This is a genomic window from Geodermatophilus sp. Leaf369 (assembly GCF_001424455.1).
Taxonomy (GTDB): domain Bacteria; phylum Actinomycetota; class Actinomycetes; order Mycobacteriales; family Geodermatophilaceae; genus Klenkia.
The window spans coordinates 62,246-83,820 of sequence record NZ_LMQA01000004.1; the positions used below are offsets into that span (position 1 = coordinate 62,246).

Consider the following 21,575-nt stretch of genomic DNA (forward strand, 5'->3'; position numbering starts at 1 on the left):
AGGGGCGCAATGAAGCGTCTCGTCGCCCTGGGCATCTCCATTGGAGTGCTCGCCGGGCTGTTCACGTGGGTAGCCGGCAGCGTCACGGCGATCGGGTCGCTTGCCGCCCCCCTCGTCGTGTGGGTCGGTTTCGCGGCCTGGGCGGTGTTCTACGCCGCCGGTGGCCGGACCGCTGGTCTGGTCTCGACCCTGACGTCGACCGTCAGCGGGCTGGTCTGGGGGTGGCTGATCCTCAAGGCCACCCTGGGCATCAGCGCGGCCGGCTCGCCGGCGGTGCTCGGGCTGATGGTCGCGATCGGTGCGTTCGCGATGTGCGTCCAGGCCTCGGTCAAGCCGCTGGCGTTCATCCCGGGTGCGTTCATCGGGGCGGCGTGCTTCTTCGGCAACGCCGGCCTGTTCTGGGCCACGCTCATCTCGCTCGTCGGCGGTGCGCTGCTGGCCTACGCCTCCGAGATCCTGGGTGACGTGGTCGAGCGTGCCCTGGGCGGCTCCAGCACCGCTGCCCCGGCCGCCGGGGAGAAGGCCACGGCCTGACCCGGCACCACCCAGGCAGGGGATCCCCTCCGCACCGGACGAGCCTGATCCGGTGCGCAGGGGATCCCCTGCTGCGGTGTGGTGGCGGGACTCAGCCCTTCTCGACCAGCGGGACGACCTCGGTGCCCAGCAGCTCGATGCCGCGCAGCAGGTCGGCGTGGGCCAGGCGCGGGTTGGTCATCTGCATGGAGATCCGGTCGATGCCGCCGACCTGCTCCGAGACCCGCTTGATCTTGTCCGCGATCGACTGCGGGTCGCCCATGAAGAAGGCGCCGTCGGGGCCGGCGGTGGCGTCGAACTGGGCCCGGCTGGGCTGCCGGAAGCCACGCTCACGGCTGATCTTGGTGAACATCTCGTGCCAGCCCGGGTAGATGGTGTCCGCGGCGGCCTGGGTGCTCTCGGCGACGTAGCCGAACACGTGCAGGCCGACCTGGAGCTTCTCCGGGGCGTGCCCGGCCTGGGCGCCGGCGCGACGGTAGAGGTCGATGAGCGGGGCGAACTGGCGGGGCTCGCCGCCGATGATGGCGACCATCAGCGGGAGGCCGAGCATGCCGGCGCGGGCGAAGGACTCCGGGCTGCCGCCGACGCCGACCCAGATGGGCAGCTCGGCCTGCGCGGGCCGGGGGTAGACGCCCTGCCCGTTCAGCGCCGGGCGGTGCCGGCCGGACCAGGTGACCTTCTCCGAGTCACGGATCTTCAGCAGCAGGTCCAGCTTCTCGGTGAACAGCGAGTCGTAGTCGCTGAGCGGGAGGCCGAAGAGCGGGAAGGCCTCGGTGAAGGAGCCGCGGCCCACGACGAGGTCGGTGCGGCCCTTGCTGATCAGGTCCAGGGTGGCGAACTGCTGGAACACCCGCACGGGGTCGGCGGCCGAGAGCACGGTGACCGCGCTGCCCAGCCGGATCCGCTCGGTGCGGGCGGCGGCCGCGGCCAGGATGATCGCCGGCGCGGAGTCGTAGTACTCGGGCCGGTGGTGCTCACCGATGCCGAAGGAGTACAGCCCGACCTGGTCGGCCAGGGCGATCTCCTCCAGCAGGTCCGACATCCGCTGCTCGGCGCCGATCTCCTGACCGGTGGTCGGGTCGGTGACTGCTGCCACGAAGCTGTCGACGCCGATGTGCACGGGGTCCCTCCAGAGGGGTCGGTGGGCCACCGGGTACCGGTGACGCCTGCAGTGTAGTCAAGCGTTCAACTGTCGAGCCTGTTCCCCTGGCCTCGACGACGGCGGGCCGGGTGGTCCAGTGTCGACGACGTGACCCCCACCCACGCCGACACCGCCGTCGTCGTCGACCCGCAGACCTACGTGACCGGCCCGCCGCTGGCCGCCCTCGCCCGGCTCCGCGACACCTCACCCGCGGTGTGGGTCGACGAGCCCGACGGCCCCGGGTTCTGGCTGGTGCTCCGGCACGCCGACGTGCAGCGGGTGCTGAAGGACCCGGCCACCTTCTCCTCCTGGCTGGGCGCCACCCAGGTGCGCGACGCCGCCGACCTGCCCTTCGCCCGGCGGATGATGCTGAACCTCGACCCGCCCGACCACGCCCGGCTGCGCCGGCTGCTCACGCGGAGCTTCACCCCGCGGGCGGTCGCCACGCTCACCGCCGCGATCGAGGCCAGCGCGGCCGGTCTGGTCGACCGGGTGCTGGCCGGTCCCGACGTCGTCGACGTCGCGCGGGACGTCGCCGCGGACCTGCCGCTGCTCACCCTGGCCGAGGTGCTGGGCGTGCCGGCGCCGGACCGCTGGCTCACGTACGACTGGTCCAACCGGGTGATCGGCTGGCAGGACCCCGACTACGCGGTCTCCGCGCGCTTCGACGGCAGCGGGGGCACCGACCTCGCCCGGCAGGCGGTGGCGTTGCGCCCGCACCCGGGCCCCGACGGCGCGATGCCCGACCCGCGGACAGCCGAGGGGATGCCCGACCTCTACGGCTACGCCCGGCTGCTGGCCGAGCACAAGCGCGCCCACCCGGGGGACGACGTGATGAGCGTGCTGCTCGCCCAGGTCGACGAGGGCGGGGCGATCAGCGACGCGGAGTTCGAGTCGATGTTCTGGTTGTTCGCCGTCGCCGGGAACGAGACGCTGCGCAACGGGCTGCCCGGTGGGCTCATCGCCCTGCTGGAGCACCCGACCGCGATGGCCGAACTGCGCGCGGACCCGTCGCTGCTGCCCGGGGCGGTCGAGGAGATGCTGCGGTGGTGGACCCCGGTGATGGTGTTCCGCCGGACCGCGACCACCGACGTCGAGCTGGCCGGGGTGCCGGTGCGGGCCAGGGACAAGGTGGTCGTGTCCTTCACCTCGGCCAACCGCGACCCGTCGGTGTTCGCCGACCCCGACGCCTTCGACGTCCGCCGCTCCCCCAACCCGCACCTCACGTTCGGGCACGGTCCGCACTTCTGTCTGGGTGCGCAGCTGGCCCGGGTGCAGATGCGGGCGCTGTTCGGCCAGCTGCTCTCCCGGACGACGTCGCTGGAGCCCGCCGGCGAGCCGGCGCTGCTGCGGTCGAGCTTCCAGCGCGGGGTGAAGCGGCTCCCCGTGCGCTGGACCGCCTGACACGCAGCAGGGGCGCCACCCCGACGTGCGGGTGGCGCCCCTGCGGGCCGTGCGGGTCGATCAGGAGGTGGCGACCGTCAGGGTCGCGACGCCGATGACCAGGTTCGCCGGGATAGCGGTGACCCCGAACGTGGTGTTCAGCAGCTGAGCGGCCTCGGCCGACAGCTCGACGGTGGTGCCGGTGAGCACCGCGTTGCCCTCGGCGTCCGTGGTGACCGGCTCCAGGGTGGTGCCGTTGAGGTCGAACAGCGGGGCGGAGGGGACGGCGAGCTCACCGTTGACGCTCACGTCGCCGAACAGCCGGGCCGGCTTGCCCGGGTCCACGACGAAGTTGGACAGCTCGACCGTGGTGGCGCCGGCGGTCAGCGACAGGCCGGAGCCCTGGTGGAAGATCACGCCCTGGACGAAGGGCCGGTAGCCGGAGTCCTTGTCGTAGAGGGTCACGGTGCCGCCGGTGATCGGGAAGTCCACGGCGCCGTCGGCCAGCGTCGCGGTGCCGGTCACGCCGGGGGTGACGCCCAGGCCGGTGAGGGCGTCGAGGAAGCCCTGGTCGAGGGCGACCGAGGTGTCGCCACCGGAGATCGCGGGGACGACGGCCGCCGGGTCGGGGTTGCTGACCGAGGAGGCGGTCGAGGAGACCGAGCTGCTGCTCGAGGCCGACGCGGTGCTGTCGGTGCCGGAGCTGCAGGCGGCCATGCCGAGTGCGGCGCTCAGGGCGATGGCGGCGACGGTGGTGCGCTTGAAGGCTGCGTTCTTGAGGTTCACGGTGGCTCCCAGGTCGAGTGGTCCCCGGTGTGGGAACAGCAGGACTTCGGGGCCGTGGTCGCGTCCGGATGGGTGATGAAGGGAACCCATCCGTACTGGTACCTGGGCACGAACGTGCAGGTCACAGCTGTGCGTGCGGTGTGCGATCCGAGGTTCCGGGACCCCCCGTCCCGTCGCGTCCTGTTCACCCGTGCCCCACCTGTGCGTCGCCCGTGCCTCCCCGGGAACCCGCAGGGTCGGGTGTCAGCAGCCGCATGCGACCCGGGGAGACCACCGGCATGACGCACGACCACGCGCACCCGCACACCCACCCGCACACCCACGACCACACCCACGCCGAGGGGTCGTGGCGTGACCCGGAGGCCGACGACCGGCTGTCGGTCTCCCGCCGGGCCTTCCTGGCCGGGGCCGCCGTCGTCGCCGGTGCCGCCGCCGGGCTGGGTGGCGCGGTGGCCGGAGCGGGCCCCGCGCAGGCGACCCCGCCGCGGCCGGGACCCGGGGGCCGTCCTACTCCGGTCAACCCGTGGCGCGGCAACGCCCGCTTCCTGGCCGGGGACCACCACGTCCACACCCAGTTCTCCCCCGACGCCCAGTACGAGGTGGAGACCCAGGTGTCCAAGGCCGCCGAATACGGCCTGGACTGGGTGGTGGTCACCGACCACGGCAGCGTCGCCCACCAGAAGTTCTCCATCGACCAGGTGACGCCCCGCATCGAGGCCTCCCGCCAGGCGCACCGCGACGTGCTGGTCTACCAGGGCCTGGAGTGGAACATCCCCGGCGCCGAGCACGCGACGGTCTTCCTGCCCCCGGGGCGGAACACCGTGGACATCCTCCGGGCCTTCGAGCTGGCCTACGACGGCAGCATCCTGCAGAGCACCGGCCGGGTCACGCGCGCCACGTCCGGGGACGGCGAGCCGTTCGCCGTCCAGGCACTGCAGTACCTGGACCAGCAGGTGCTCGCCCGGCGCACCGAGATCGCGCTGATGTTCGCCAACCACCCGGCCCGGCGGGGCATCGACAGCCCGCACGAGATCCGCGCCTGGCGGGACGCCGCCCCGTCGGTCGCCGTGGGCATGGAGGGCGCGCCGGGCCACCAGGCCGCCGGCATCCCCACCGCGGCCGGCGGCCCCGGCAAGGGCCGCGGCTTCTACGAGGCCTCCCCCGGCGAGGACTCCTTCCCCGGCTACGCCCCCACCGCGACCGAGAACCCCTACCGCACCTACGGCGGCTTCGACTGGATGACGGCGAAGGTCGGCGGGCTGTGGGACTCCCTGCTCGCCGAGGGCAAGCCGTGGTGGGTGACCTCGACCAGCGACTCCCACCAGGTCTGGCAGGACACCCGGGTACCCGGCAGCTCCGACTACGCGACCACCGGCACCCGGGGCACCCCGGTCGACACCGGGCGCCCGATCAGCACCTACGGCGACTTCTGGCCCGGGCAGTACAGCTCGACGCTGGTGGTCGCCCAGCGGCCCGCCTACCTCGACGTGATGCGGGGTCTGCAGTCCGGCCAGGTGGTGGCCGTGCACGGCCGGCTCATCGAGGGCCTCGACGTGCGGGTCCGGGCCACCCGTGGGGACGGCGACGCCCGCGGGGTGACCCTGGGCGGTCGCACGTGGGTGCGCCGCGGCGGCTCGGTGACCGTGGACGTGGTCGTCGACCGGGCCGCCGGGCCGAACGCCTCGGGCCAGGTGCCGCAGCTGGCCACGGTCGACCTCATCAGCGGGCCCGTCACCGGCGCCGCCGCCGACCGGGACACGCTGTCGGCGCCGCAGACGACGGTCGTGGAGACCTGGGACGTCCAGGCCGGCCGCGGGAAGGTGCGGCTCTCGCACACCTTCTCGAACGTCCAGCAGGGCTTCTACCTGCGGCTGCGCGGCAGCGACGGCAACCAGCTCGACGCGGCCGGCAACCCGGTGATGGACGTGGCCGGCAACGAGGACCCGTTCGCCGACCTGTGGTTCTACGCCAACCCGGTGTTCGTGGACGTGCTGTGAGCGAGGGCTGGTGGGTCGGCGTCCCCGCGCCCGGGACGACCGGCGACGCCCACCTGCTGGCCACCCTGGACCGCGCGCTGGCCGGCACCGGCCGGCGCGCGGTGCAGGTCCTCACCCACGTCGACCGCAGCGCCCCGGTGGCCCGCACCACGGCGAGCTGGCAGCTGTCCCCGGGCGCGGCCGACCACCGGGACGACGGCCTGCCGGCCCGGCTGGCCGAGGCCCTGGGCGGGCCGGTGGCGACCCGCTCCGAGGCCCCGTCCGACGGCCGGGTGGTCCGCTCCCCCGGTCCCTCGTTCACCGGGCCCGTCCCGGTCGCCGACCTCGTGGAGGCGGGTCTGGTGGTGGTCGGCATCGGCGCCCCGGTCGGCGAGGACGACCTGGTGGACACCCTGGACGGCCACCTCCGCCCCGAGCGCACCCCGGACGGCGACCGGCTGCTCGTCGAGCCGGCCGGCCCCGGTCGCTGGCGACCGGCCGAGATCAGCGACCCGCACCAGTGCTGCGGCGGCGTGCACTGACCCGTCCCCTCAGACGAACCGCACGACCGCCCGGCCCACCAGCCCGACACCGACCACCCCGAGCCCGGCCAGCACGGAGGCCGCGGGCAACGAGACCGCCAGCACCAGGCAGGCGGCGAACCCGAGCCCGGGCACCCAGCGGACCGGCCGGGAGCCGCGCGGCAGGGTCCAGGCCGCGGCGTTGGCGACCGCGTAGTAGAGCAGGACCCCGAACGACGAGGCCCCGATGACGGTGGTCAGGTCACCGACCAGCACCAGGGCGCCGACCACGACCGCCAGCACCACCTGCGCGACGACCGGGGTGGCGCGACGCGGGTCGACCCGGGCCAGCGGGGAGGGCAGGTCGTGCTCGCGGGCCATCGCCAACGCGGTCCGGGTGACCCCGGCGACGAGTCCGAGCAGCGCCCCGCAGGCCGCCGTGACCGCACCGGCGGTGGCCACCCAGGCCAGCGCGGGCACCGGGCCGGACCGGACGGCGTCGGCCAGCGGGGCCACCGACCCGGCGAGACCGGCCGGGCCCAGCACCACCAGCACGACGACCCCGACGACGGCGTAGACCACCACCGCCAGGCCCAGGGCCACCGACACCGCCCGGGGGATCGTGCGCTGCGGGTCGCGCACCTCCTCGGCGAGCGTGGCGATCCGGGCGTACCCGGCGAAGGCGAAGAAGAGCAGGCCGGCCGCGGTCAGCACCCCGTTCGGCCCGCCGACGGTGGCCGTCGCCGGGGCCGCACCCGCGGGCAGGGCGGAGAGGACCACGGCGGCCAGGGCCGTGAGCGTGAGGGCCAGCAGGACCCGGGTGACCCGGGCGGTGCGGGTGATGCCGGCGGCGTCCACCGCGACCAGCAGCAGCACGGCCCCCAGGGCGACGAAGCGAGCCTGCTCCGGCCAGAGGTAGGCCCCCACGGTCAGCGCCATCGCCGCACAGGACGCGGTCTTGCCCACGACGAACGCCCAGCCGGCCAGGAACCCCGACCACGGCCCCAGGCGGTCGCGGCCGAACGCGTAGGCGCCGCCCGAGACCGGCAGGTGCACCGCCAGGGCGGCGGTGGTGGTCGCGTTGCACCAGGCGACGACGGCGGCCACGGCGAGACCGGCCAGCAGCCACCAGCCGGCGACGGCGGCCGCGGGTGCCCAGACCACGAAGACCCCGGCGCCGAGCATCGAGCCCAGTCCGACGGCCACGGCGTCCCGGGTGGTCAGCCGGCGCTGCAGACGTCCGGGTTCCTCGGTCACCCGCTGATGATCGCCTGCCCGGTGGCGCTCCCGGCCACGGGTCGCCGTCCGACACCCGTCGTCCACCTGCAGGTCACCGGGCAGTTGAACGGGACACCACCGTTCCGCTCGCGGGCGGTACGTTCGGGCCGTGCGGGGGCTGCGACGGGTCACGGGTGTGCTGGCGGGTGCCGCCGCGCTCGCCCTGGTGCCCGGCACCGCCACGGCCGCTCCGGGCGACGGCGCGGACCTGGGGTTCGACGTGTCCTACCCGCAGTGCGACACCCCGCTGCCCGCCGGCCACGGCTTCGGCATCGTCGGGGTCAACGGCGGCGTGGCGACCACGATCAACCCGTGCCTGGCCGACCAGCTGCGCTGGGCCCAGCGCGCCTCCGGTGACGTCGCCGAGCACCCCGGGCTGCAGGTCTACGTCAACACCGCCAACCCCGGCCAGTTCGAGGACGAGATCTCCACCTGGCCGCGCAGCGGCACCAGTCCGTACGGGGAGTGTGCCGGGGACGTCGACCTGGCCTGCTCCTACGTCTACGGCCAGACCCGGGCCTCGGTCGACATCCACGGGTTCCTGCTGCCCACCGCGGCCCAGGCCGGGGTCCCCGTCGTGCCCGCCGACCTGGTCTGGTGGCTCGACGTCGAGACGATGAACACCTGGCAGTCCGGCTCGGCCGCGGCCCTCGCCGCCAACCGCGCGACGCTGGAGGGGATGGCCGACTACCTCGGCTCCACCGGCGCCGAGGTGGGGCTCTACTCGACCGGCCAGCAGTGGCAGCAGATCGTCGGCCTGGTCCCGCCGTCCAGCCCGCTGTACGAGCTGGACAGCTGGCTGGCCGGCGCGCAGAGCCGCAGCGAGGCCGCCGTGCACTGCGCGGACGCCCCGCTGACGGCCGGTGGCGAGGTCGTCCTCAGCCAGTACGTGGTCGAGCGCGACGGCCGACTGCTGGACCACGACCTGCCCTGCTGACCCGGCCCCGACGGGCCGGGTCAGCAGGGGGTGCTCACGCGCCGAGCAGTTCCTTCTCGACCGCAGCGCCGATGCCCGGGTCGATCGCGCGCCAGTACTCCACGATCCGGGGCTTCATCGCCGCGGTGACCGCCGCGTCGGAGGCGTGCCCGACGATGTTGGCCACCAGGTGCTCGCGGTCGGTGTCGTCCATGACCTCCCGCACCAGGGTGCCGGCCTGGGTGGTGTCGTCGTCCTCGGCGTGCAGCGTCGCCGCGGCCCGCATGATCTCCCCCGACACGTGCCAGCCCGGCTCGGCGTAGGCGGGGTCGGCCTGGGGGCCCCCGAAGCTGTTGGGTGCGTAGACGGGGTCCGACGGGTTGCTGTAGCGCATCGCGCCGTCCTTGTTGTAGCTGTTCACCGGGGAGACCGGGGCGTTCACCGGCAGCTGCAGGTAGTTGGCGCCGATCCGGTAGCGGTGCGCGTCGGGGTAGCTGAACAGCCGGCCGATGAGCATCCTGTCCGGCGACGGGCCGATCCCGGGCACCAGGTTCGAGGGCTCGAAGGAGGACTGCTCGATCTGGGCGAAGTAGTTCTCCGGGTTGCGGTCCAGGGTCATCGTGCCGACCTCGATCAGCGGGTAGTCCTTCTGCGAGACCGTCTTCGTGACGTCGAAGGGGTTCACCTTGTAGCCGACGGCGTCCTCGAACGGCATGGCCTGCACGTACGCCGTCCAGGTGGGGAAGTCCCCGGCCTTGATCGCGTCGGCCAGGTCGCGGCGGTGGAAGTCGCCGTCCTCACCGGCCATCGCGGCCGCCTCGTCGTCGGAGAAGGTCTCGACGCCCTGGTCGGTCTTGAAGTGGTACTTGACCCAGTGCTTCTCCCCCGCGGCGTTCTCCCAGAGGAACGTGTGGCTGCCGTAGCCGTTCATGTGCCGCAGGGTCCGCGGGATGCCCCGGTCGCTCATCAGGATCGTCACCTGGTGGCTGGACTCCGGGGACAACGTCCAGAAGTCCCACTGCATGTTGTTGTCGCGCAGCCCGGTGTCGGCGCGGCGCTTCTGCGAGCGGATGAAGTCCTGGAACTTCGAGGGGTCGCGGACGAAGAAGACCGGGGTGTTGTTGCCGACCAGGTCGTAGTTGCCCTCCTGCGTGTAGAACTTCAGCGAGAAGCCGCGGGGGTCGCGCACGGTGTCGGGGAAGCCCTGCTCGCCGGCCACGGTGGAGAAGCGGGCCAGCATCGGGGTCTCGCGGCCCGGCTGCAGGAAGTGCGCCTTGGTGAGGTGGCTGACGTCGCCGGTCACCCGGAACGTGCCGAACGCGCCGGCGCCCTTGGCGTGCACCACGCGCTCGGGCACCCGCTCGCGGTTGAACTGGGCCATCTTCTGGATCAGGTAGTGGTCGGACAGCAGGATCGGGCCGTCGGCGCCGGCGGTGAGCGAGTGCTCGTCGCTGGCGGCCGGGATGCCGGCGTCGTCGGTGGTCACCCGGGTCTGGGGCGAGGCGGTCATGGGGTGGGGGTTGCCAGCGGCCCTGATCGACAAACCCGCTGGTGGGTGACGCGTGGGCGGACCGGCCGGTCCGGTGTGCCGGCGCTCTCACCGACCGGCGATGATCACCCCATGGACGACTCCTCCGCCCCGGTCCGGTTCGGCCTCGTCGGCTACGGCTTCGGCGGGCGGTTCTTCCACGCCCCGCTGCTGGCCGCCGCCCCGGGCGTCGACTTCCTGGGCGTGGTGACCACCTCGCCCGAGCGCCGGGCACAGGCCACCGCCGAGCACCCGGGGACGACGACGTTCGACTCCCTGGAGGCGCTGCGCGACGCCGGCGCCGAGGCCGTGGCGATCTCCACCCCGGCCAACACGCACAGCCCGCTGACCGACCGGGCGCTGGACCTCGGCCTGGCCGTCGTCTGCGACAAGCCGTTCGCCCTGGACCCGACGGCCGCGCTGGCGTCGGTGGAGCGGGCCGAGGCGGCCGGCCTGCCCCTGTCGCCCTACCAGAACCGCCGGTGGGACTCCGACTTCCTGACCGTGCAGCGCCTGGTCGCCGACGGAGCGCTGGGCGAGCTGCGCTCGTTCGAGTCGCGCTTCGAGCGGCTGGCGCCGGAGAACGGACCGGGCGCGGCCGGTGGCGGCACGCTGCTGGACTTCGGCAGCCACCTGGTCGACCAGGCCCTGGTGCTGCTCGGGCCGGTGTCCACCGTCTCCGCGCACTGGTCGGTGCGCGACTCGGGGCTGGACGACGACGTGCTGGTGGTGCTGGAGCACACCGGTGGCGCCCGGTCGGTGCTGGGCGGGAGCTGGCGGCAGGGCGCTCCCGGCCCGCGCTTCCGGGTCACCGGCTCGACCGGCAGCTACGTCGTCGGCGGGATCGACGGGCAGGAGGACCACCTGGTCGCCGGCAGCTCGCCGGCCACGCTCGGTGAGGAGTGGGGCGAGGAGCCGGAGTCGGCCTGGGGCGCGGTGTACCGCGGCAGCCCGGACGGCGAACCGGTGCGCACCGAGCGCGGCCGGTGGGACGTGTTCTACCCGGCGTTCGCCGACGCCGTCCGCGGCCGGGGACCGGTGCCCGTGCCCGCCCGGGACGCCGTCGCCACCGCCGTGGTGCTCGACGCCGCCCGGCGCAGCGCCACCGAGGGCACCGTGGTGTCGCTGTGAGCCTCACCGACGTCGACCGCGCGCACCTGGCGCGCTGCGTGGAGCTGGCCGCCGAGGCCCTGGAGGCCGGGGACGAGCCGTTCGGCTCGCTGCTGGTGGCCGCCGACGGCACCGTGCTCGCCGAGGACCGCAACCGGATCGCCGGCGGTGACGCCACCCGGCACCCCGAGTTCGAGCTGGCCCGCTGGGCGGCGGAGCACGTGGCCCCCGCGGACCGTCCGGGTGCCACCGTCTACACCTCCGGCGAGCACTGCCCGATGTGCTCGGCGGCGCACGCCTGGGTGGGCCTGGGCCGGATCGTCTACGCCAGCTCCTCGGCCCAGCTGGCGCAGTGGCTCGGCGAGCTGGGCGTCCCGCCCGGTCCGGTGGCCACCCTGCCGGTCACCGCGGTGGCACCGGGCATCCCGGTCGACGGCCCCGACGTGGAGCTCGCCGCCCGGGTCCGCGAGCTCCACGCCCGTCTGCACGCCCCCCGTTGACGACTCGGGTCAGATGGGCTCGACCTGGTCGGCCTGCGGGCCGCGCTCGGCGGGGGTGGCGGTGAACTGCACCCGCTGGCCCTCCTCGAGGTCGCGGTAGCCGCCACGGTCGGCGATCGCGGAGAAGTGCACGAACACGTCGGCGCTGCCGTCGTCGGGGGCGATGAAGCCGAACCCCTTCTCCGCGTGGAACCACTTCACGGTGCCCTCGCTGCCGCCCTCGAGCGGGGTGGGGACCGACCGGGCCGCGCTGCGGTTCTGCTCACGCGGGGTGGACCGGCCGGGGTCGCGGCGCATCTCCCGGCGGGCCGGGTCGCGCCGCGGGGGCGGACCGGCGGAGTCCAGCGGGCGGACGACGTCGGCCTGCGGGCCCCGGTCGCCGAGGCTGGCCGCGAACTCGACGCGCTGGCCCTCGGCCAGGTCGCCGTAGCCGCCGTCGTCCTCGATGGCCGAGAAGTGCACGAACACGTCGCGACTGCCGTCGTCGGGCTCGACGAAGCCGAAGCCCTTGTCGGCGTTGAAGAACCGCACGGTGCCCTGGGCGAGGCCCGAGCCGCCGCCGTACCCGCCGGCGTTCTGCCGCCCCTGGTCCCGGCCCTGCGAGCGGCCACCGCCACCGCCGGAGAGCGGCTGGACGTGCGTGGCCTGCATCCCGCGGTCGCCCTGGGCGGCCTCGAACTCCACCCGCTGGCCCTCCTCGAGGGAGCGGTAGCCACCGTCGTCGGCGATCGCGGAGAAGTGCACGAAGACGTCGTCCCCGCCGTCGTCGGGCTGGAGGAAGCCGAAGCCCTTCTCGCCGTTGAAGAACCGGACCGTGGCCTGCGGCAGGCCGGAGCCGGCCGCGGCCGGGGCGTCGTACCCGCCCTGGTCGTAGCCGCCGCCACCACCGGCGAGGGGCTCGACGTGGGTGGCCTGCAGCCCGCGGTCGCCCTGGGCGGCCTCGAAGAGCACCCGCTGGCCCTCCTCGAGGGAGCGGTAGCCGCCGTCGTCGGCGATGGCCGAGAAGTGCACGAAGACGTCGTCCCCGCCGTCGTCGGGGGTGATGAAGCCGAACCCCTTCTCGGAGTTGAAGAACTGCACCGTGCCCTCGGCGCCGCCCCCGGAGGACCGGGGTGCGCGGGCGGGCTCGCGGCGGGGGGCCTCGCGGCGGGGTGCGCGCTCCTCGCGGCGGTCGTCCCGCCGGTCGTCCCGGCGGGGCTCGCGGGACTGGGAGCGGTCGACCTGCACCGGCGGGCCGCCCAGCGGGGACACCCGGTCGGCCTGGAGGCCGCGCTGGCCGGGGCTGGCGTCGTACTCGACGCGCGCGCCCTCGTCCAGGCTGCGGAAGCCGCCGGACTCCTCGATCGCCGAGAAGTGCACGAAGACGTCCTCACCGCCGTCGTCGGGTCCGATGAAACCGAACCCCTTCTCGGCGTTGAACCACTTCACGAAGCCCTGCGGCATGCCCTGCTCCTGCACTCATCGAGATCACGTCCTGCAGGGCACAGCCTCCCATCCCCGGCGCCCGCGTGGGTCCGGCGGGCCGCAGGACCCACCCCGGCGGGGCACCCGGCCTAGGAGCCCGGACGTCGCTGGGGGTCGGGCTGCGGGGCGTCGAGCTCGGGCGGGTGCACCGGGCGGGGGGCGAGGACCAGGCAGAGCGCCCCGATCGCGGCCAGCAGCCACAGGCTGACGAACCGGTAGACCACGACGGCTGGCACCGCCTGGCTGGCCGGCAGGCCCGCGGCGACGAGCGCGGAGGCCAGCGCCGCCTCGACGACGCCGATGCCACCGGGGGTGAGCCGGGTGGAGGACACCAGCGCGCCCGCGGCCCAGGCCAGCACGACGCCGGGCCACGGGAGGGAGGCGCCGACCGCCAGCACGGCCAGCCCAAGGCACAGCGCGTCGAGCACCCAGTTCGCCAGCGCGTAGGCGGCGGCACCGGTGGCCTTGGCCGCACCGATCCGGATGGAGCCCAGCGAGGTGAGCACGTCGTCCACGGCGGGACCGACGACCGAGGGCCGCAGCGCACGCCACCAGCGGGCGAACGGCTTGAGCAGGTGCTGCGCCAACCGGACGACCAGGTGCTTGGCCTCGGTGCTGCGGGTGACGGCCAGCAGCACCAGCACCGGGACGACGACGGCGACCGAGGCCAGCGAGGCGATGGCGGCACCGACGGTCGACCCGGTGGCCGCGGAGCTGATCGCCACCACCGCGGCCAGGCTGACCGTCGAGCAGACCCCGGAGACGGCCAGGGTCCAGCTGACCAGCGCGGTGCTGTTGCCCAGGTCGCGCAGGCGCCGGAAGGAGTAGGCGACGCTGGCGGCCGAGCCGGCCAGCGGGAGGCCGACGGCGATGGCGTTGCCGCCGTAGACGGTGACCGTCAGGCTGCCGTGCGGCCCGAAGCCCCCGCCGGCACGCAGCAGCAGCCGTTGCTGGGCGACCAGGGCCTGCATGGAGACCAGCTGCACGGCCACGGCGAGCAGCGCCCAGCGCCACTCGACGCCGGCCAGCGTGGCGAACCAGCCGACGACCGACTGCCAGAAGACGACGACGCAGACCAGGGTCCCCACGGCCAGGAGCCCGATGGACACCGGCCGACGCCACCGCGCCACCCCGCCGGGACGGCCGGGGACGACGGGGGCCGTGGAGCCCGCCGCGCCGGTGTCCGGTCCGCTGGTCATCGGGCATGACCGTAGCGAGCCGCGGCCCCCCGGTCGTCGCCCCCACGGGGGATGCCGGCTCCGACCGGGGGATGACGCACGGTCGGTCCGCCAGGGCGCCACCCGGCAGACTGGGGCGGTGCCGCTGGACGGGGAGTACGCGCCGAGCACCGTGCCGTGGGTGCGGGCGGAGGTCGAGCAGATCGAGGCCACGGGCACCGCGGTCGACGGGCGCGCGGTGGTCCTGCTGACCCACCGGGGCGCGCGGACCGGCCTGGTGCGCAAGACCCCGCTGATGCGGGTGGAGCTCGGCGGCGTCTACGCGGCGGTCGCCTCGACCCGCGGCGGCGACGCCCACCCGCACTGGTACGCCAACGTGCTGGCCCACCCCGAGGTCGAGCTGCGCGACGGCGACACCCGCCTGGACCTGCGGGCCCGGGAGGTCACCGGGGCCGAACGGGCCCGCTGGTGGTCGCTGGCGTGCAGCACGTTCGGCTCCTACGTGACCTACCAGAGCCGGACCCGCCGACGGATCCCGGTCGTGCTGCTGGAGCCCTGACCAGGCGGGCGACACGCCAACGGACCGGAGTGTCGGTGGCACGCCGTAGCGTGAGGCCCATGAGCCGCACGCACCCCGAGTTGAAGACGCCCCCGGCCCTCCCGGAGGGAGGTCTGCGAGTCGTCGCCCTGGGTGGCCTCGGCGAGATCGGCCGCAACATGACCGTCTTCGAGTTCGACGGCCGCCTGCTGATCGTCGACTGCGGGGTGCTGTTCCCCGAGGAGCACCAGCCCGGCGTCGACGTCATCCTCCCCGACTTCACCTCCATCCGGGACCGGATGGACGACATCGAGGCGATCGTGCTCACGCACGGGCACGAGGACCACATCGGTGGTGTGCCCTACCTGCTGCGCGAGCGCCGTGACATCCCCCTGGTCGGCTCCAAGCTGACCCTGGCCTTCATCAAGGCCAAGCTCGAGGAGCACCGGATCAAGCCGGTCACCCGCGAGGTCGCCGAGGGCGACACGCTGGACTTCGGGCCGTTCTCCACCGAGTTCCTCGCGGTGAACCACTCCATCCCCGACGCCCTGGCCGTCGCCATCCGCACCGCCGCCGGCCTCGTGCTGCACACCGGCGACTTCAAGATGGACCAGTTCCCCCTCGACCGCCGCATCACCGACCTGCGCGGGTTCGCCCGGCTCGGCGAGGAGGGCGTCGACCTGTTCATGACCGACTCCACCAACGCCGAGGTGCCCGGGTTCACCCTCAGCGAGGGCGACCTGGTGCCGGCCATCGAGCGGGTGTTCCGCACCGCCCCCAAGCGGGTCATCGTCTCCAGCTTCGCCAGCCACGTGCACCGCATCCAGCAGGTGCTCAACGCCGCCCACGCGCACGGCCGCAAGGTCGCCTTCGTCGGCCGCTCGATGGTCCGCAACATGGGCATCGCGCGCGAGCTGGGCTACCTCGACGTGCCCAAGGGCCTCGTGGTCGACCTCAAGCAGATGGACAAGCTGCCCGCCGACCAGGTGTGCGTCATCTGCACCGGGTCGCAGGGCGAGCCGATGGCCGCGCTGAGCCGGATGGCCAACCGCGACCACGTCATCCGCATCTCCGAGGGCGACACCGTGCTGCTGGCCAGCTCGCTCATCCCCGGCAACGAGAACGCGATCTACCGGATCATCAACGAGCTGACCCGCTGGGGCGCCGACGTCGTCCACAAGGGCAACGCCAAGGTGCACGTGTCCGGGCACGCCAGCGCCGGCGAGCTCGTCTACTGCTACAACATCGTCAAGCCGCGCAACGTGATGCCGGTGCACGGCGAGTGGCGGCACCTCAAGGCCAACGGCGAGCTGGCGATCAAGACCGGCGTGCACCCCCGCGGGGTCGTGCTGGCCGAGGACGGCAACGTCGTCGACCTGGTCGACGGCCGGGTCCGGATCACCGGCAAGGTCAGCGCCGGCAACGTCTACGTCGACGGCGCCACCGTGGGCGGGGCGACCGAGGCCTCGCTGAAGGACCGGCGCAACCTCGCCGAGGAGGGCGTCATCACCGTCGTCGCCATCGTCGACGCCGACACCGGCCTGCTCGCCGAGACCCCGGACTTCCTCGCCCGCGGCTTCGTGCACGACGAGACGACCTTCGAGTCCGTGGTGCCGCTGATCGAGAAGGCGCTGGCCAAGGCCGCCGAGGAGGGCGTGGGCGGTGCGCTGCAGCTCGAGCAGCTCATCACCCGGGCCGTCGCCGGCTGGGCGAACCGCAACGGTCGCCGCAGCCCGATGATCATCCCGGTGGTCATCGACGCCTGAGGCACCCGCGCAACGGCCCTGTCGCTCTCGCGGCGGGGCCGTTCAGCGTGCGGGGGTGTACCAGGCGTCGAGCAGCTGCTGGCGGGCCGACGCCGGCAGCGCGCCCCAGCGCAGCAGGGCGGCGCGCGCGGGCAGCTGACTGGCCGCGGCGAGCCGGCCCAGCTCGCGCACCCGGTGCGCGGTCGGACCGACGGGGGTGCGGGCACCGACCACGCGCATCGCGGCGATCGTGGTGCACAGGGACTCGTACGCCGCCGTGATCGCGGCCTGGTGCGCGGGGTCGAACCAGTGCGGGCTCCGCCCGGTGGTCACGACAGAAGCTGCCGGAGCGCTCATGCGGATCTCATCGGCAGTCCACAGGGGAATCGTGACCACCCCGTGACCCTGTTCGGCTACAGGCCTCCGCCCGCGCCCCCGGTGATCATGGGCTCGTTGCCGGTGGACACGCCGCCGTCGGCGTGTCCACTGGCACGAAGCCCATGATCACCGTCATGGGGTGACTGGTGAACGGCGGAGGCGGCACAGCCGTAGACACACCGCAGGGACACCGGGCGGAAGGGGCGTGATGGGACGGCTGGGCAGGTCGGCGACGCCCCGCGACGTCGAGCGCTTCGACGCCCGGGAGGCCTACGCCGCGCACGGGGCCGAGCTGTACCGGTTCGCACTGCGCCAGCTCGGTGACGGCGGGGCCGCCCAGGACGTCGTCCAGGAGGTGTTCCTGCGGGCCTGGCGCGCGGCGGACTCCTACGACCCCCAGCTGGCCAGTCTGCGGACCTGGCTGTTCGCGATCGCCCGCAACGTGGTGGTCGACGAGACGCGGCGGTTCGCCGTCCGCCCGTGGCAGGGCCAGCTCAGCGACACCGCCGGTGCCGACGTCCCGGCCGGCGGGGTGCTCGACGAGCAGCTCGTGGACGCCTGGGTGGTCGAGGAGGCGTTGCGCCGACTCGGCCCGGACCACCGGACCGCGATCGTGCAGACCCACCTGCGCGGCCGGCCGCACGGCGAGGTGGCTGCCGAGCTCGGCATCCCGGTGGGCACACTGCGCAGCCGGGTGTTCTACGGACTGAAGGCACTGCGGCTGGCGATGGAGGAGATGGGGGTGGAACCGTGAGCACACACCGGGAACAGCGCGAGGCGCTCGGGGGGTACGCCCTCGGGCACGGGGACGACGCCGAACGGGCCGCCGTCCGGGCGCACCTGGACGGGTGCGCGGCCTGCCGCGCGGAGCTGGCCGCGCTCACCCCGCTGCGTGCCCGGCTCGCCGGGGTCGACCCCGACCGGCTCGACGACGCCCCCGCTCCCCCGCCCGGGCTCGGCGACGCCGTGCTCGCCCGGATCGCCGCCGAGCAGGCCACCGCGCCCGTGCCGCTGCACCGCCGCCGGTGGGCACCCGCCGTGGCCGCGGTCGGGATCGCCGCGGCCGGGGTGGTCGTGGGCTGGGCCGCCCGCCCGGTGCCCGACCCGCTGCCCCTGGAGGCCGTCGCGGTGCAGGTCGCCGATGCCGACGTCGAGGCCACCGCCGACGTCGTCCCGCACACCTGGGGCATGGAGGTCCAGCTGTCCGGTGAGGGCTTCACCGCCGGGGAGGTCTACCGGGTGCAGGTCACCGAGGTCGACGGGGACTCCGTGCCCGCCGGGGAGTTCCTCGGCATCGGCCCCGGCCAGCTGGACTGCAACCTCAACAGCTCGGTGCTGCGGGAGGACGCGACCGGGTTCGAGGTGCTCGACAGCACCGGCACCGTCGTCCTCGCGTCGGACTTCTGACCCGGGTGGGTGAACGCGGGCGCCCCCGCCCCCGTACTCCCCGGTGACCGCCACCACCGAGCACCGGGAGTCCTGCCGTGACCCGCACCCGCACCGCCCTGCTCCGCGCCTCCGTCGTCGTCGGTGCCGCCGGCGCCCTCGCGCTGACCGCCGTCGGCCCCGCCGCCGCCGAGACCGAGGTGCCCCGCCCGGCCACCTTCACCAGCGCCTTCACCGCCATGGCCACCCCCGACATGGTGATCAACAACGACGGGGTGGCCACGCCCGGCGAGCCCGGCGCCTCCGGCACGTTCACGTACATGATCAACTCCGACACCGAGGTGATCTGCTACGACATCAGCCTCACCGGGGTGACCCCGCCCTACCAGTCGCCGGCCAAGACCGCGACGCACATCCACCAGGGCGACGCCGGCCAGGCCGGGCCGCCGCGGATCGCGTTCCCGAACCCCGAGGACGACGGCTCCGGCACCCTCACCAGCTCCGGCTGCCTGCAGGGGCCCTTCACCACGGGCGTGGTCGCGAACGGCGCGGACACCGGTGCGGGCTTCACCCTCGACCAGATCGAGGCCGACCCCTCGGCGTTCTTCACCGACACGCACACCGCGGCCTTCGCGGCCGGGGCGGTGCGCGGCCAGCTGACCGCCATCCCGGTCGGCGGGGTCGAGACCGGCGCCGGTGGCACCTCGGTCCTGGCCGACGACGGGTCCACGGGGACCGTCGTCGGCCTGGTCGGCGGCTCCGCGCTCCTCGCCGCCGGCGGGGCGCTCCTGCTCCGTCGCCGCACCGCCCAGCAGTGACCTCCCGCGGGCTCCGCGGCGCCGCGCTCGGACTCGGCGCCGCGCTGGTGCTGACCGGGTGCGCGGGCGCCGCGGAGCCCGCGGCGGCCCCGAGCACCCCCGCGACGACGACACCGGCACCGGCACCGGCACCCCCGCCGCCCACGTCGTCCCTGGACCCGGCGCAGGTGCCGGAGCCGACCGCGCTGTCCATCCCGGCGCTGGGCGTCACCCGGGACCTGATCGACCTGGGCCTCGCCGCCGACGGCACCGCCGAGGTGCCGGCCGACTTCGACGACGCCGGCTGGTTCACCCCCGGCGGTCGCCCCGGGGCGCGTGGTCCGACGGTGCTGATGGGCCACGTGGACTCCACCGCCGGTCCGGCGGTGTTCTACGAGCTGCGCGACCTGCAGCCCGGGGACGCCGTCGAGCTCACCGTCGCCGACGGGACGGTCGCCGTCTACGCGGTCACCGGCACCGAGCAGGTCGCCAAGGACACCTTCCCGACCGAGGCGGTCTTCGGCGCGACCGCCCAGGACGTCGTCCGGCTGATCACCTGCACCGGCGACTTCGACGGCGGCGCCCGCAGCTACACCGACAACCTGGTGGTGACCGCCGAACGGGTGGGGTGATCGACGGTACGGTCCGCGCAGCCGACCCCAGGAGGTCACCGTGCCCGCGTTCCTCGCCGAGCCACCCGACACCCCGGCCGCCCGCGCCCTCTACGCCGAGGACACCGCCGAGCACGGCCACGTGCTGGGTCTGAGCCGGGTGTGGGCGCACCGCCCCGAGCTGCAGACCGCGCTCTTCGACCTGCTCGGCCTCGCCGGGGCGGGCCTGACGCTGCGTCAGCGGGGGCTCCTGGTCACCGCGGCGGCCGCCGCCCGCGAGGACGGGTACTGCGCACTGGCCTGGGGCGACCGACTGGCGACGGCCGCCGGGGAGGACGTCGCCGTCGCCGCGCTCACCGGCGACGACGGGCCCCTCACCCCGGCCGACCGGGCCCTGGTCCGGTTCGCAGCCCAGGCCGCCCGCGACCCCAACGGCACCACCCGGGACGACGTCGACGCGCTGCGGGCCGTCGGGTTCGACGACGCCACCGTGCTGTCGCTGACGGTCTTCCTCGGCCTGCGGATCGCGTTCGCCACGGTCAACGGGGCGCTCGGGGCGGCACCGGACGCCGAGCTCGCCGCCGCCGTCCCACCCGCCGTCCGCGCGGCTGCGGCGTTCGGGCGGCCCGTCGGGAGCTGACCGGCGCGTGTGACAGGGTCACCGGTCGTGGTGAACGTCCTGTCGATCCAGTCCCACGTGGCCTACGGGCACGTCGGCAACTCCTCCGCGGTCTTCCCGCTGCAGCGCCTCGGGCACGAGGTGTGGCCCGTGCACACCGTCCAGTTCTCCAACCACACCGGTTACGGCGCCTGGACCGGCCGGGTCTTCGACGGCCAGGCCGTCGAGGAGGTCGTGGACGGCATCGACGCCCGCGGCGTGCTGGGCAGCTGCGACGCGGTGCTGTCGGGCTACCTGGGCTCGGCCGACATCGGGCACGCCGTCGTCGGCACCGTGGCCCGGGTGCGCGCGGCCAACCCGGCCGCCGTCTACTGCTGCGACCCGGTGATCGGTGACGTCGGCCGCGGGGTGTTCGTCCGGCCGGGCATCGCCGAGTTCATGCGCGACACCGCGGTGCCCGCCGCCGACGTGGTCACCCCCAACCACTACGAGCTGGACCTGCTCACCGGTCGGACGACGACGACCCTGGACCAGGTGCGCGACGCCGTCGCCGCCCTGCAGGCCACCGGTCCGCGGGTCGTGCTGACCACCAGCCTGGACGTCGAGGACACCCCGGACGACGCGGTCGACCTGCTGGCCAGCGAGGGCGGCCGGCACTGGCGGGTGCGCACCCCGAAGCTGGACGTGTCGGTCAACGGCGCCGGCGACGCGATCGCCGCGTTGTTCCTGGCGCACTGGTCGTCCACCGGCTCGGCCGGCGAGGCGCTGGGCCGCGCCGCGGCCTCGGTGTTCGGCCTGCTGCGGACGACCGCCGAGGCGGGGAGCCGGGAGATCCTCCTGGTCGCCGCGCAGGAGGAGTTCGTCTCCCCCACCCGCACCTTCGCCGTCGACGAGGTCTGAGCGGGCCGGGTCTCAGCCCGCTGCGGCCGCGCAGACACCGCACGCGGCCGCGGTGGCCTGGAACGGCTCGCTGCCGGCGATCACGATCGCCCCGCAGACGGCGACCTCGGGCTCACCGGACAGCTCGTCGGTCGCCCGGTGCACCTCGACGGCGTGCACCAGCCCGGGGTGCGCACCCCGCAGCCGCGGCGGCCAGCAGGCGGGGCAGGCCGAGGCGACCAGCTCCGGTCGCAGGAAGGCCCTGGTGGCGGGGGCGGACGGGGGGCGGGTCAGTGCGGTGGTCACG

At 74.5% G+C, this 21,575-nt stretch carries 23 protein-coding genes and 4 pseudogenes; 15 read left to right on the forward strand and 12 right to left on the reverse strand.

The annotated features are described in order from the left end of the window. Positions 1-9 precede the first annotated feature (9 nt). Positions 10-534: a DUF1097 domain-containing protein gene (locus tag ASG36_RS16645; RefSeq protein WP_082523232.1), complete on the forward strand. Its 525-nt coding sequence runs from the start codon at positions 10-12 to the stop codon at positions 532-534. A gap of 91 nt (positions 535-625) precedes the next feature. Here ASG36_RS16645 and ASG36_RS16650 read toward each other — a convergent pair whose 3' ends face one another. Further along, positions 626-1,654, reverse strand: a complete 1,029-nt coding sequence (locus ASG36_RS16650) for an Atu2307/SP_0267 family LLM class monooxygenase (RefSeq protein WP_055766511.1) — start codon at positions 1,652-1,654, stop codon at positions 626-628. 129 nt (positions 1,655-1,783) lie between these two features. Between ASG36_RS16650 and ASG36_RS16655 the strand changes: the two genes are divergently transcribed. Next, a complete protein-coding gene (locus tag ASG36_RS16655) occupies positions 1,784-3,079 on the forward strand; it encodes a cytochrome P450 (protein WP_055766514.1) in 1,296 nt (431 codons plus the stop codon). Between the two features lie 60 nt (positions 3,080-3,139). Here ASG36_RS16655 and ASG36_RS16660 read toward each other — a convergent pair whose 3' ends face one another. Next, entirely contained in the window at positions 3,140-3,844 is a 705-nt protein-coding gene (locus ASG36_RS16660; protein WP_200944533.1) for a hypothetical protein, read from the reverse strand. A 278-nt stretch (positions 3,845-4,122) separates the two neighbouring features. On the opposite strand from ASG36_RS16660, the gene ASG36_RS16665 reads away from it, so the two are divergent. Next, the gene (locus ASG36_RS16665; RefSeq protein ID WP_055767699.1) at positions 4,123-5,841 is read left to right on the forward strand and encodes a PHP domain-containing protein; all 1,719 of its coding nucleotides are present in this window, start codon (positions 4,123-4,125) and stop codon (positions 5,839-5,841) included. Beyond that, positions 5,838-6,362: a hypothetical protein gene (locus tag ASG36_RS16670; protein WP_055766517.1), complete on the forward strand. Its 525-nt coding sequence runs from the start codon at positions 5,838-5,840 to the stop codon at positions 6,360-6,362. The genes ASG36_RS16665 and ASG36_RS16670 overlap by 4 nt, the downstream gene beginning before the upstream one ends. A 9-nt stretch (positions 6,363-6,371) precedes the next feature. Here the strand turns inward: ASG36_RS16670 and ASG36_RS16675 are convergent, their stop codons facing one another. Then, entirely contained in the window at positions 6,372-7,598 is a 1,227-nt protein-coding gene (locus ASG36_RS16675) for an APC family permease (protein WP_055766519.1), read from the reverse strand. A gap of 130 nt (positions 7,599-7,728) precedes the next feature. Between ASG36_RS16675 and ASG36_RS16680 the strand changes: the two genes are divergently transcribed. Then, positions 7,729-8,556, forward strand: coding sequence for a hypothetical protein (locus ASG36_RS16680; protein ID WP_157498889.1), 828 nt, complete (start codon positions 7,729-7,731; stop codon positions 8,554-8,556). A 34-nt stretch (positions 8,557-8,590) separates the two neighbouring features. Here ASG36_RS16680 and ASG36_RS16685 read toward each other — a convergent pair whose 3' ends face one another. Beyond that, the gene (locus ASG36_RS16685) at positions 8,591-10,045 is read right to left on the reverse strand and encodes a catalase (RefSeq protein WP_055766525.1); all 1,455 of its coding nucleotides are present in this window, start codon (positions 10,043-10,045) and stop codon (positions 8,591-8,593) included. 111 nt (positions 10,046-10,156) lie between these two features. On the opposite strand from ASG36_RS16685, the gene ASG36_RS16690 reads away from it, so the two are divergent. Together ASG36_RS16690 and ASG36_RS16695 are read left to right on the forward strand one after the other, a co-directional pair. Beyond that, positions 10,157-11,194 carry a Gfo/Idh/MocA family oxidoreductase gene (locus ASG36_RS16690; protein ID WP_055766527.1) on the forward strand — a complete coding sequence of 346 codons (1,038 nt, stop codon included), beginning with the start codon at positions 10,157-10,159 and terminating at the stop codon, positions 11,192-11,194. Further along, a complete protein-coding gene (locus tag ASG36_RS16695; RefSeq protein ID WP_055766529.1) occupies positions 11,191-11,673 on the forward strand; it encodes a nucleoside deaminase in 483 nt (160 codons plus the stop codon). The genes ASG36_RS16690 and ASG36_RS16695 overlap by 4 nt, the downstream gene beginning before the upstream one ends. A gap of 9 nt (positions 11,674-11,682) precedes the next feature. On the opposite strand, the gene ASG36_RS22030 is transcribed toward ASG36_RS16695, so the two are convergent. The 6 genes and pseudogenes from ASG36_RS22030 to ASG36_RS16705 form a co-directional block, all read right to left on the reverse strand. Continuing rightward, positions 11,683-11,874 carry a cold-shock protein gene (locus ASG36_RS22030; protein WP_235495260.1) on the reverse strand — a complete coding sequence of 64 codons (192 nt, stop codon included), beginning with the start codon at positions 11,872-11,874 and terminating at the stop codon, positions 11,683-11,685. A 144-nt stretch (positions 11,875-12,018) separates the two neighbouring features. Beyond that, positions 12,019-12,204 (reverse strand): annotated as a pseudogene (locus tag ASG36_RS22750) (cold-shock protein); the annotation flags it as partial. 108 nt (positions 12,205-12,312) lie between these two features. Then, positions 12,313-12,591 (reverse strand): annotated as a pseudogene (locus ASG36_RS22385) (cold-shock protein); the annotation flags it as partial. Next, positions 12,568-12,753: pseudogene (locus ASG36_RS22040) on the reverse strand (cold-shock protein); the annotation flags it as partial. The pseudogenes ASG36_RS22385 and ASG36_RS22040, both read right to left, overlap by 24 nt. 162 nt (positions 12,754-12,915) lie before the next feature. Next, a pseudogene (locus ASG36_RS22045) lies at positions 12,916-13,116 on the reverse strand (cold-shock protein); the annotation flags it as partial. A 110-nt stretch (positions 13,117-13,226) separates the two neighbouring features. Then, positions 13,227-14,336, reverse strand: coding sequence for a YbhN family protein (locus ASG36_RS16705; protein ID WP_055766535.1), 1,110 nt, complete (start codon positions 14,334-14,336; stop codon positions 13,227-13,229). Between the two features lie 118 nt (positions 14,337-14,454). On the opposite strand from ASG36_RS16705, the gene ASG36_RS16710 reads away from it, so the two are divergent. Beyond that, positions 14,455-14,874 carry a nitroreductase/quinone reductase family protein gene (locus ASG36_RS16710; protein ID WP_055766538.1) on the forward strand — a complete coding sequence of 140 codons (420 nt, stop codon included), beginning with the start codon at positions 14,455-14,457 and terminating at the stop codon, positions 14,872-14,874. A gap of 59 nt (positions 14,875-14,933) precedes the next feature. Continuing rightward, on the forward strand, positions 14,934-16,619 hold the full coding sequence (locus ASG36_RS16715) for a ribonuclease J (RefSeq protein WP_055766541.1): 1,686 nt from the start codon (positions 14,934-14,936) through the stop codon (positions 16,617-16,619). A 42-nt stretch (positions 16,620-16,661) separates the two neighbouring features. Here the strand turns inward: ASG36_RS16715 and ASG36_RS16720 are convergent, their stop codons facing one another. Beyond that, positions 16,662-16,931 carry a hypothetical protein gene (locus tag ASG36_RS16720; protein ID WP_055766544.1) on the reverse strand — a complete coding sequence of 90 codons (270 nt, stop codon included), beginning with the start codon at positions 16,929-16,931 and terminating at the stop codon, positions 16,662-16,664. A 253-nt stretch (positions 16,932-17,184) separates the two neighbouring features. On the opposite strand from ASG36_RS16720, the gene ASG36_RS16725 reads away from it, so the two are divergent. From ASG36_RS16725 to pdxY, 6 genes are all read left to right on the forward strand, one after another. Further along, entirely contained in the window at positions 17,185-17,730 is a 546-nt protein-coding gene (locus ASG36_RS16725; RefSeq protein WP_055766547.1) for a sigma-70 family RNA polymerase sigma factor, read from the forward strand. Continuing rightward, on the forward strand, positions 17,727-18,383 hold the full coding sequence (locus ASG36_RS16730) for a zf-HC2 domain-containing protein (RefSeq protein WP_055766550.1): 657 nt from the start codon (positions 17,727-17,729) through the stop codon (positions 18,381-18,383). The genes ASG36_RS16725 and ASG36_RS16730 overlap by 4 nt, the downstream gene beginning before the upstream one ends. A gap of 77 nt (positions 18,384-18,460) precedes the next feature. Next, complete coding sequence (locus tag ASG36_RS16735) at positions 18,461-19,180, forward strand: CHRD domain-containing protein (RefSeq protein WP_200944534.1); 720 nt, start codon at positions 18,461-18,463, stop codon at positions 19,178-19,180. Beyond that, entirely contained in the window at positions 19,177-19,791 is a 615-nt protein-coding gene (locus ASG36_RS16740) for a class F sortase (RefSeq protein ID WP_200944535.1), read from the forward strand. Before ASG36_RS16735 ends, ASG36_RS16740 begins: the two co-directional genes overlap by 4 nt. Before the next feature lie 40 nt (positions 19,792-19,831). After that, positions 19,832-20,410: a hypothetical protein gene (locus ASG36_RS16745; RefSeq protein WP_055766553.1), complete on the forward strand. Its 579-nt coding sequence runs from the start codon at positions 19,832-19,834 to the stop codon at positions 20,408-20,410. Positions 20,411-20,437: 27 nt separating this feature from the next. After that, complete coding sequence (pdxY, locus tag ASG36_RS16750) at positions 20,438-21,289, forward strand: pyridoxal kinase PdxY (RefSeq protein WP_200944536.1); 852 nt, start codon at positions 20,438-20,440, stop codon at positions 21,287-21,289. 12 nt (positions 21,290-21,301) lie between these two features. Here pdxY and ASG36_RS16755 read toward each other — a convergent pair whose 3' ends face one another. Further along, a complete protein-coding gene (locus ASG36_RS16755) occupies positions 21,302-21,574 on the reverse strand; it encodes a hypothetical protein (RefSeq protein ID WP_055766556.1) in 273 nt (90 codons plus the stop codon). Position 21,575: the final 1 nt, after the last annotated feature.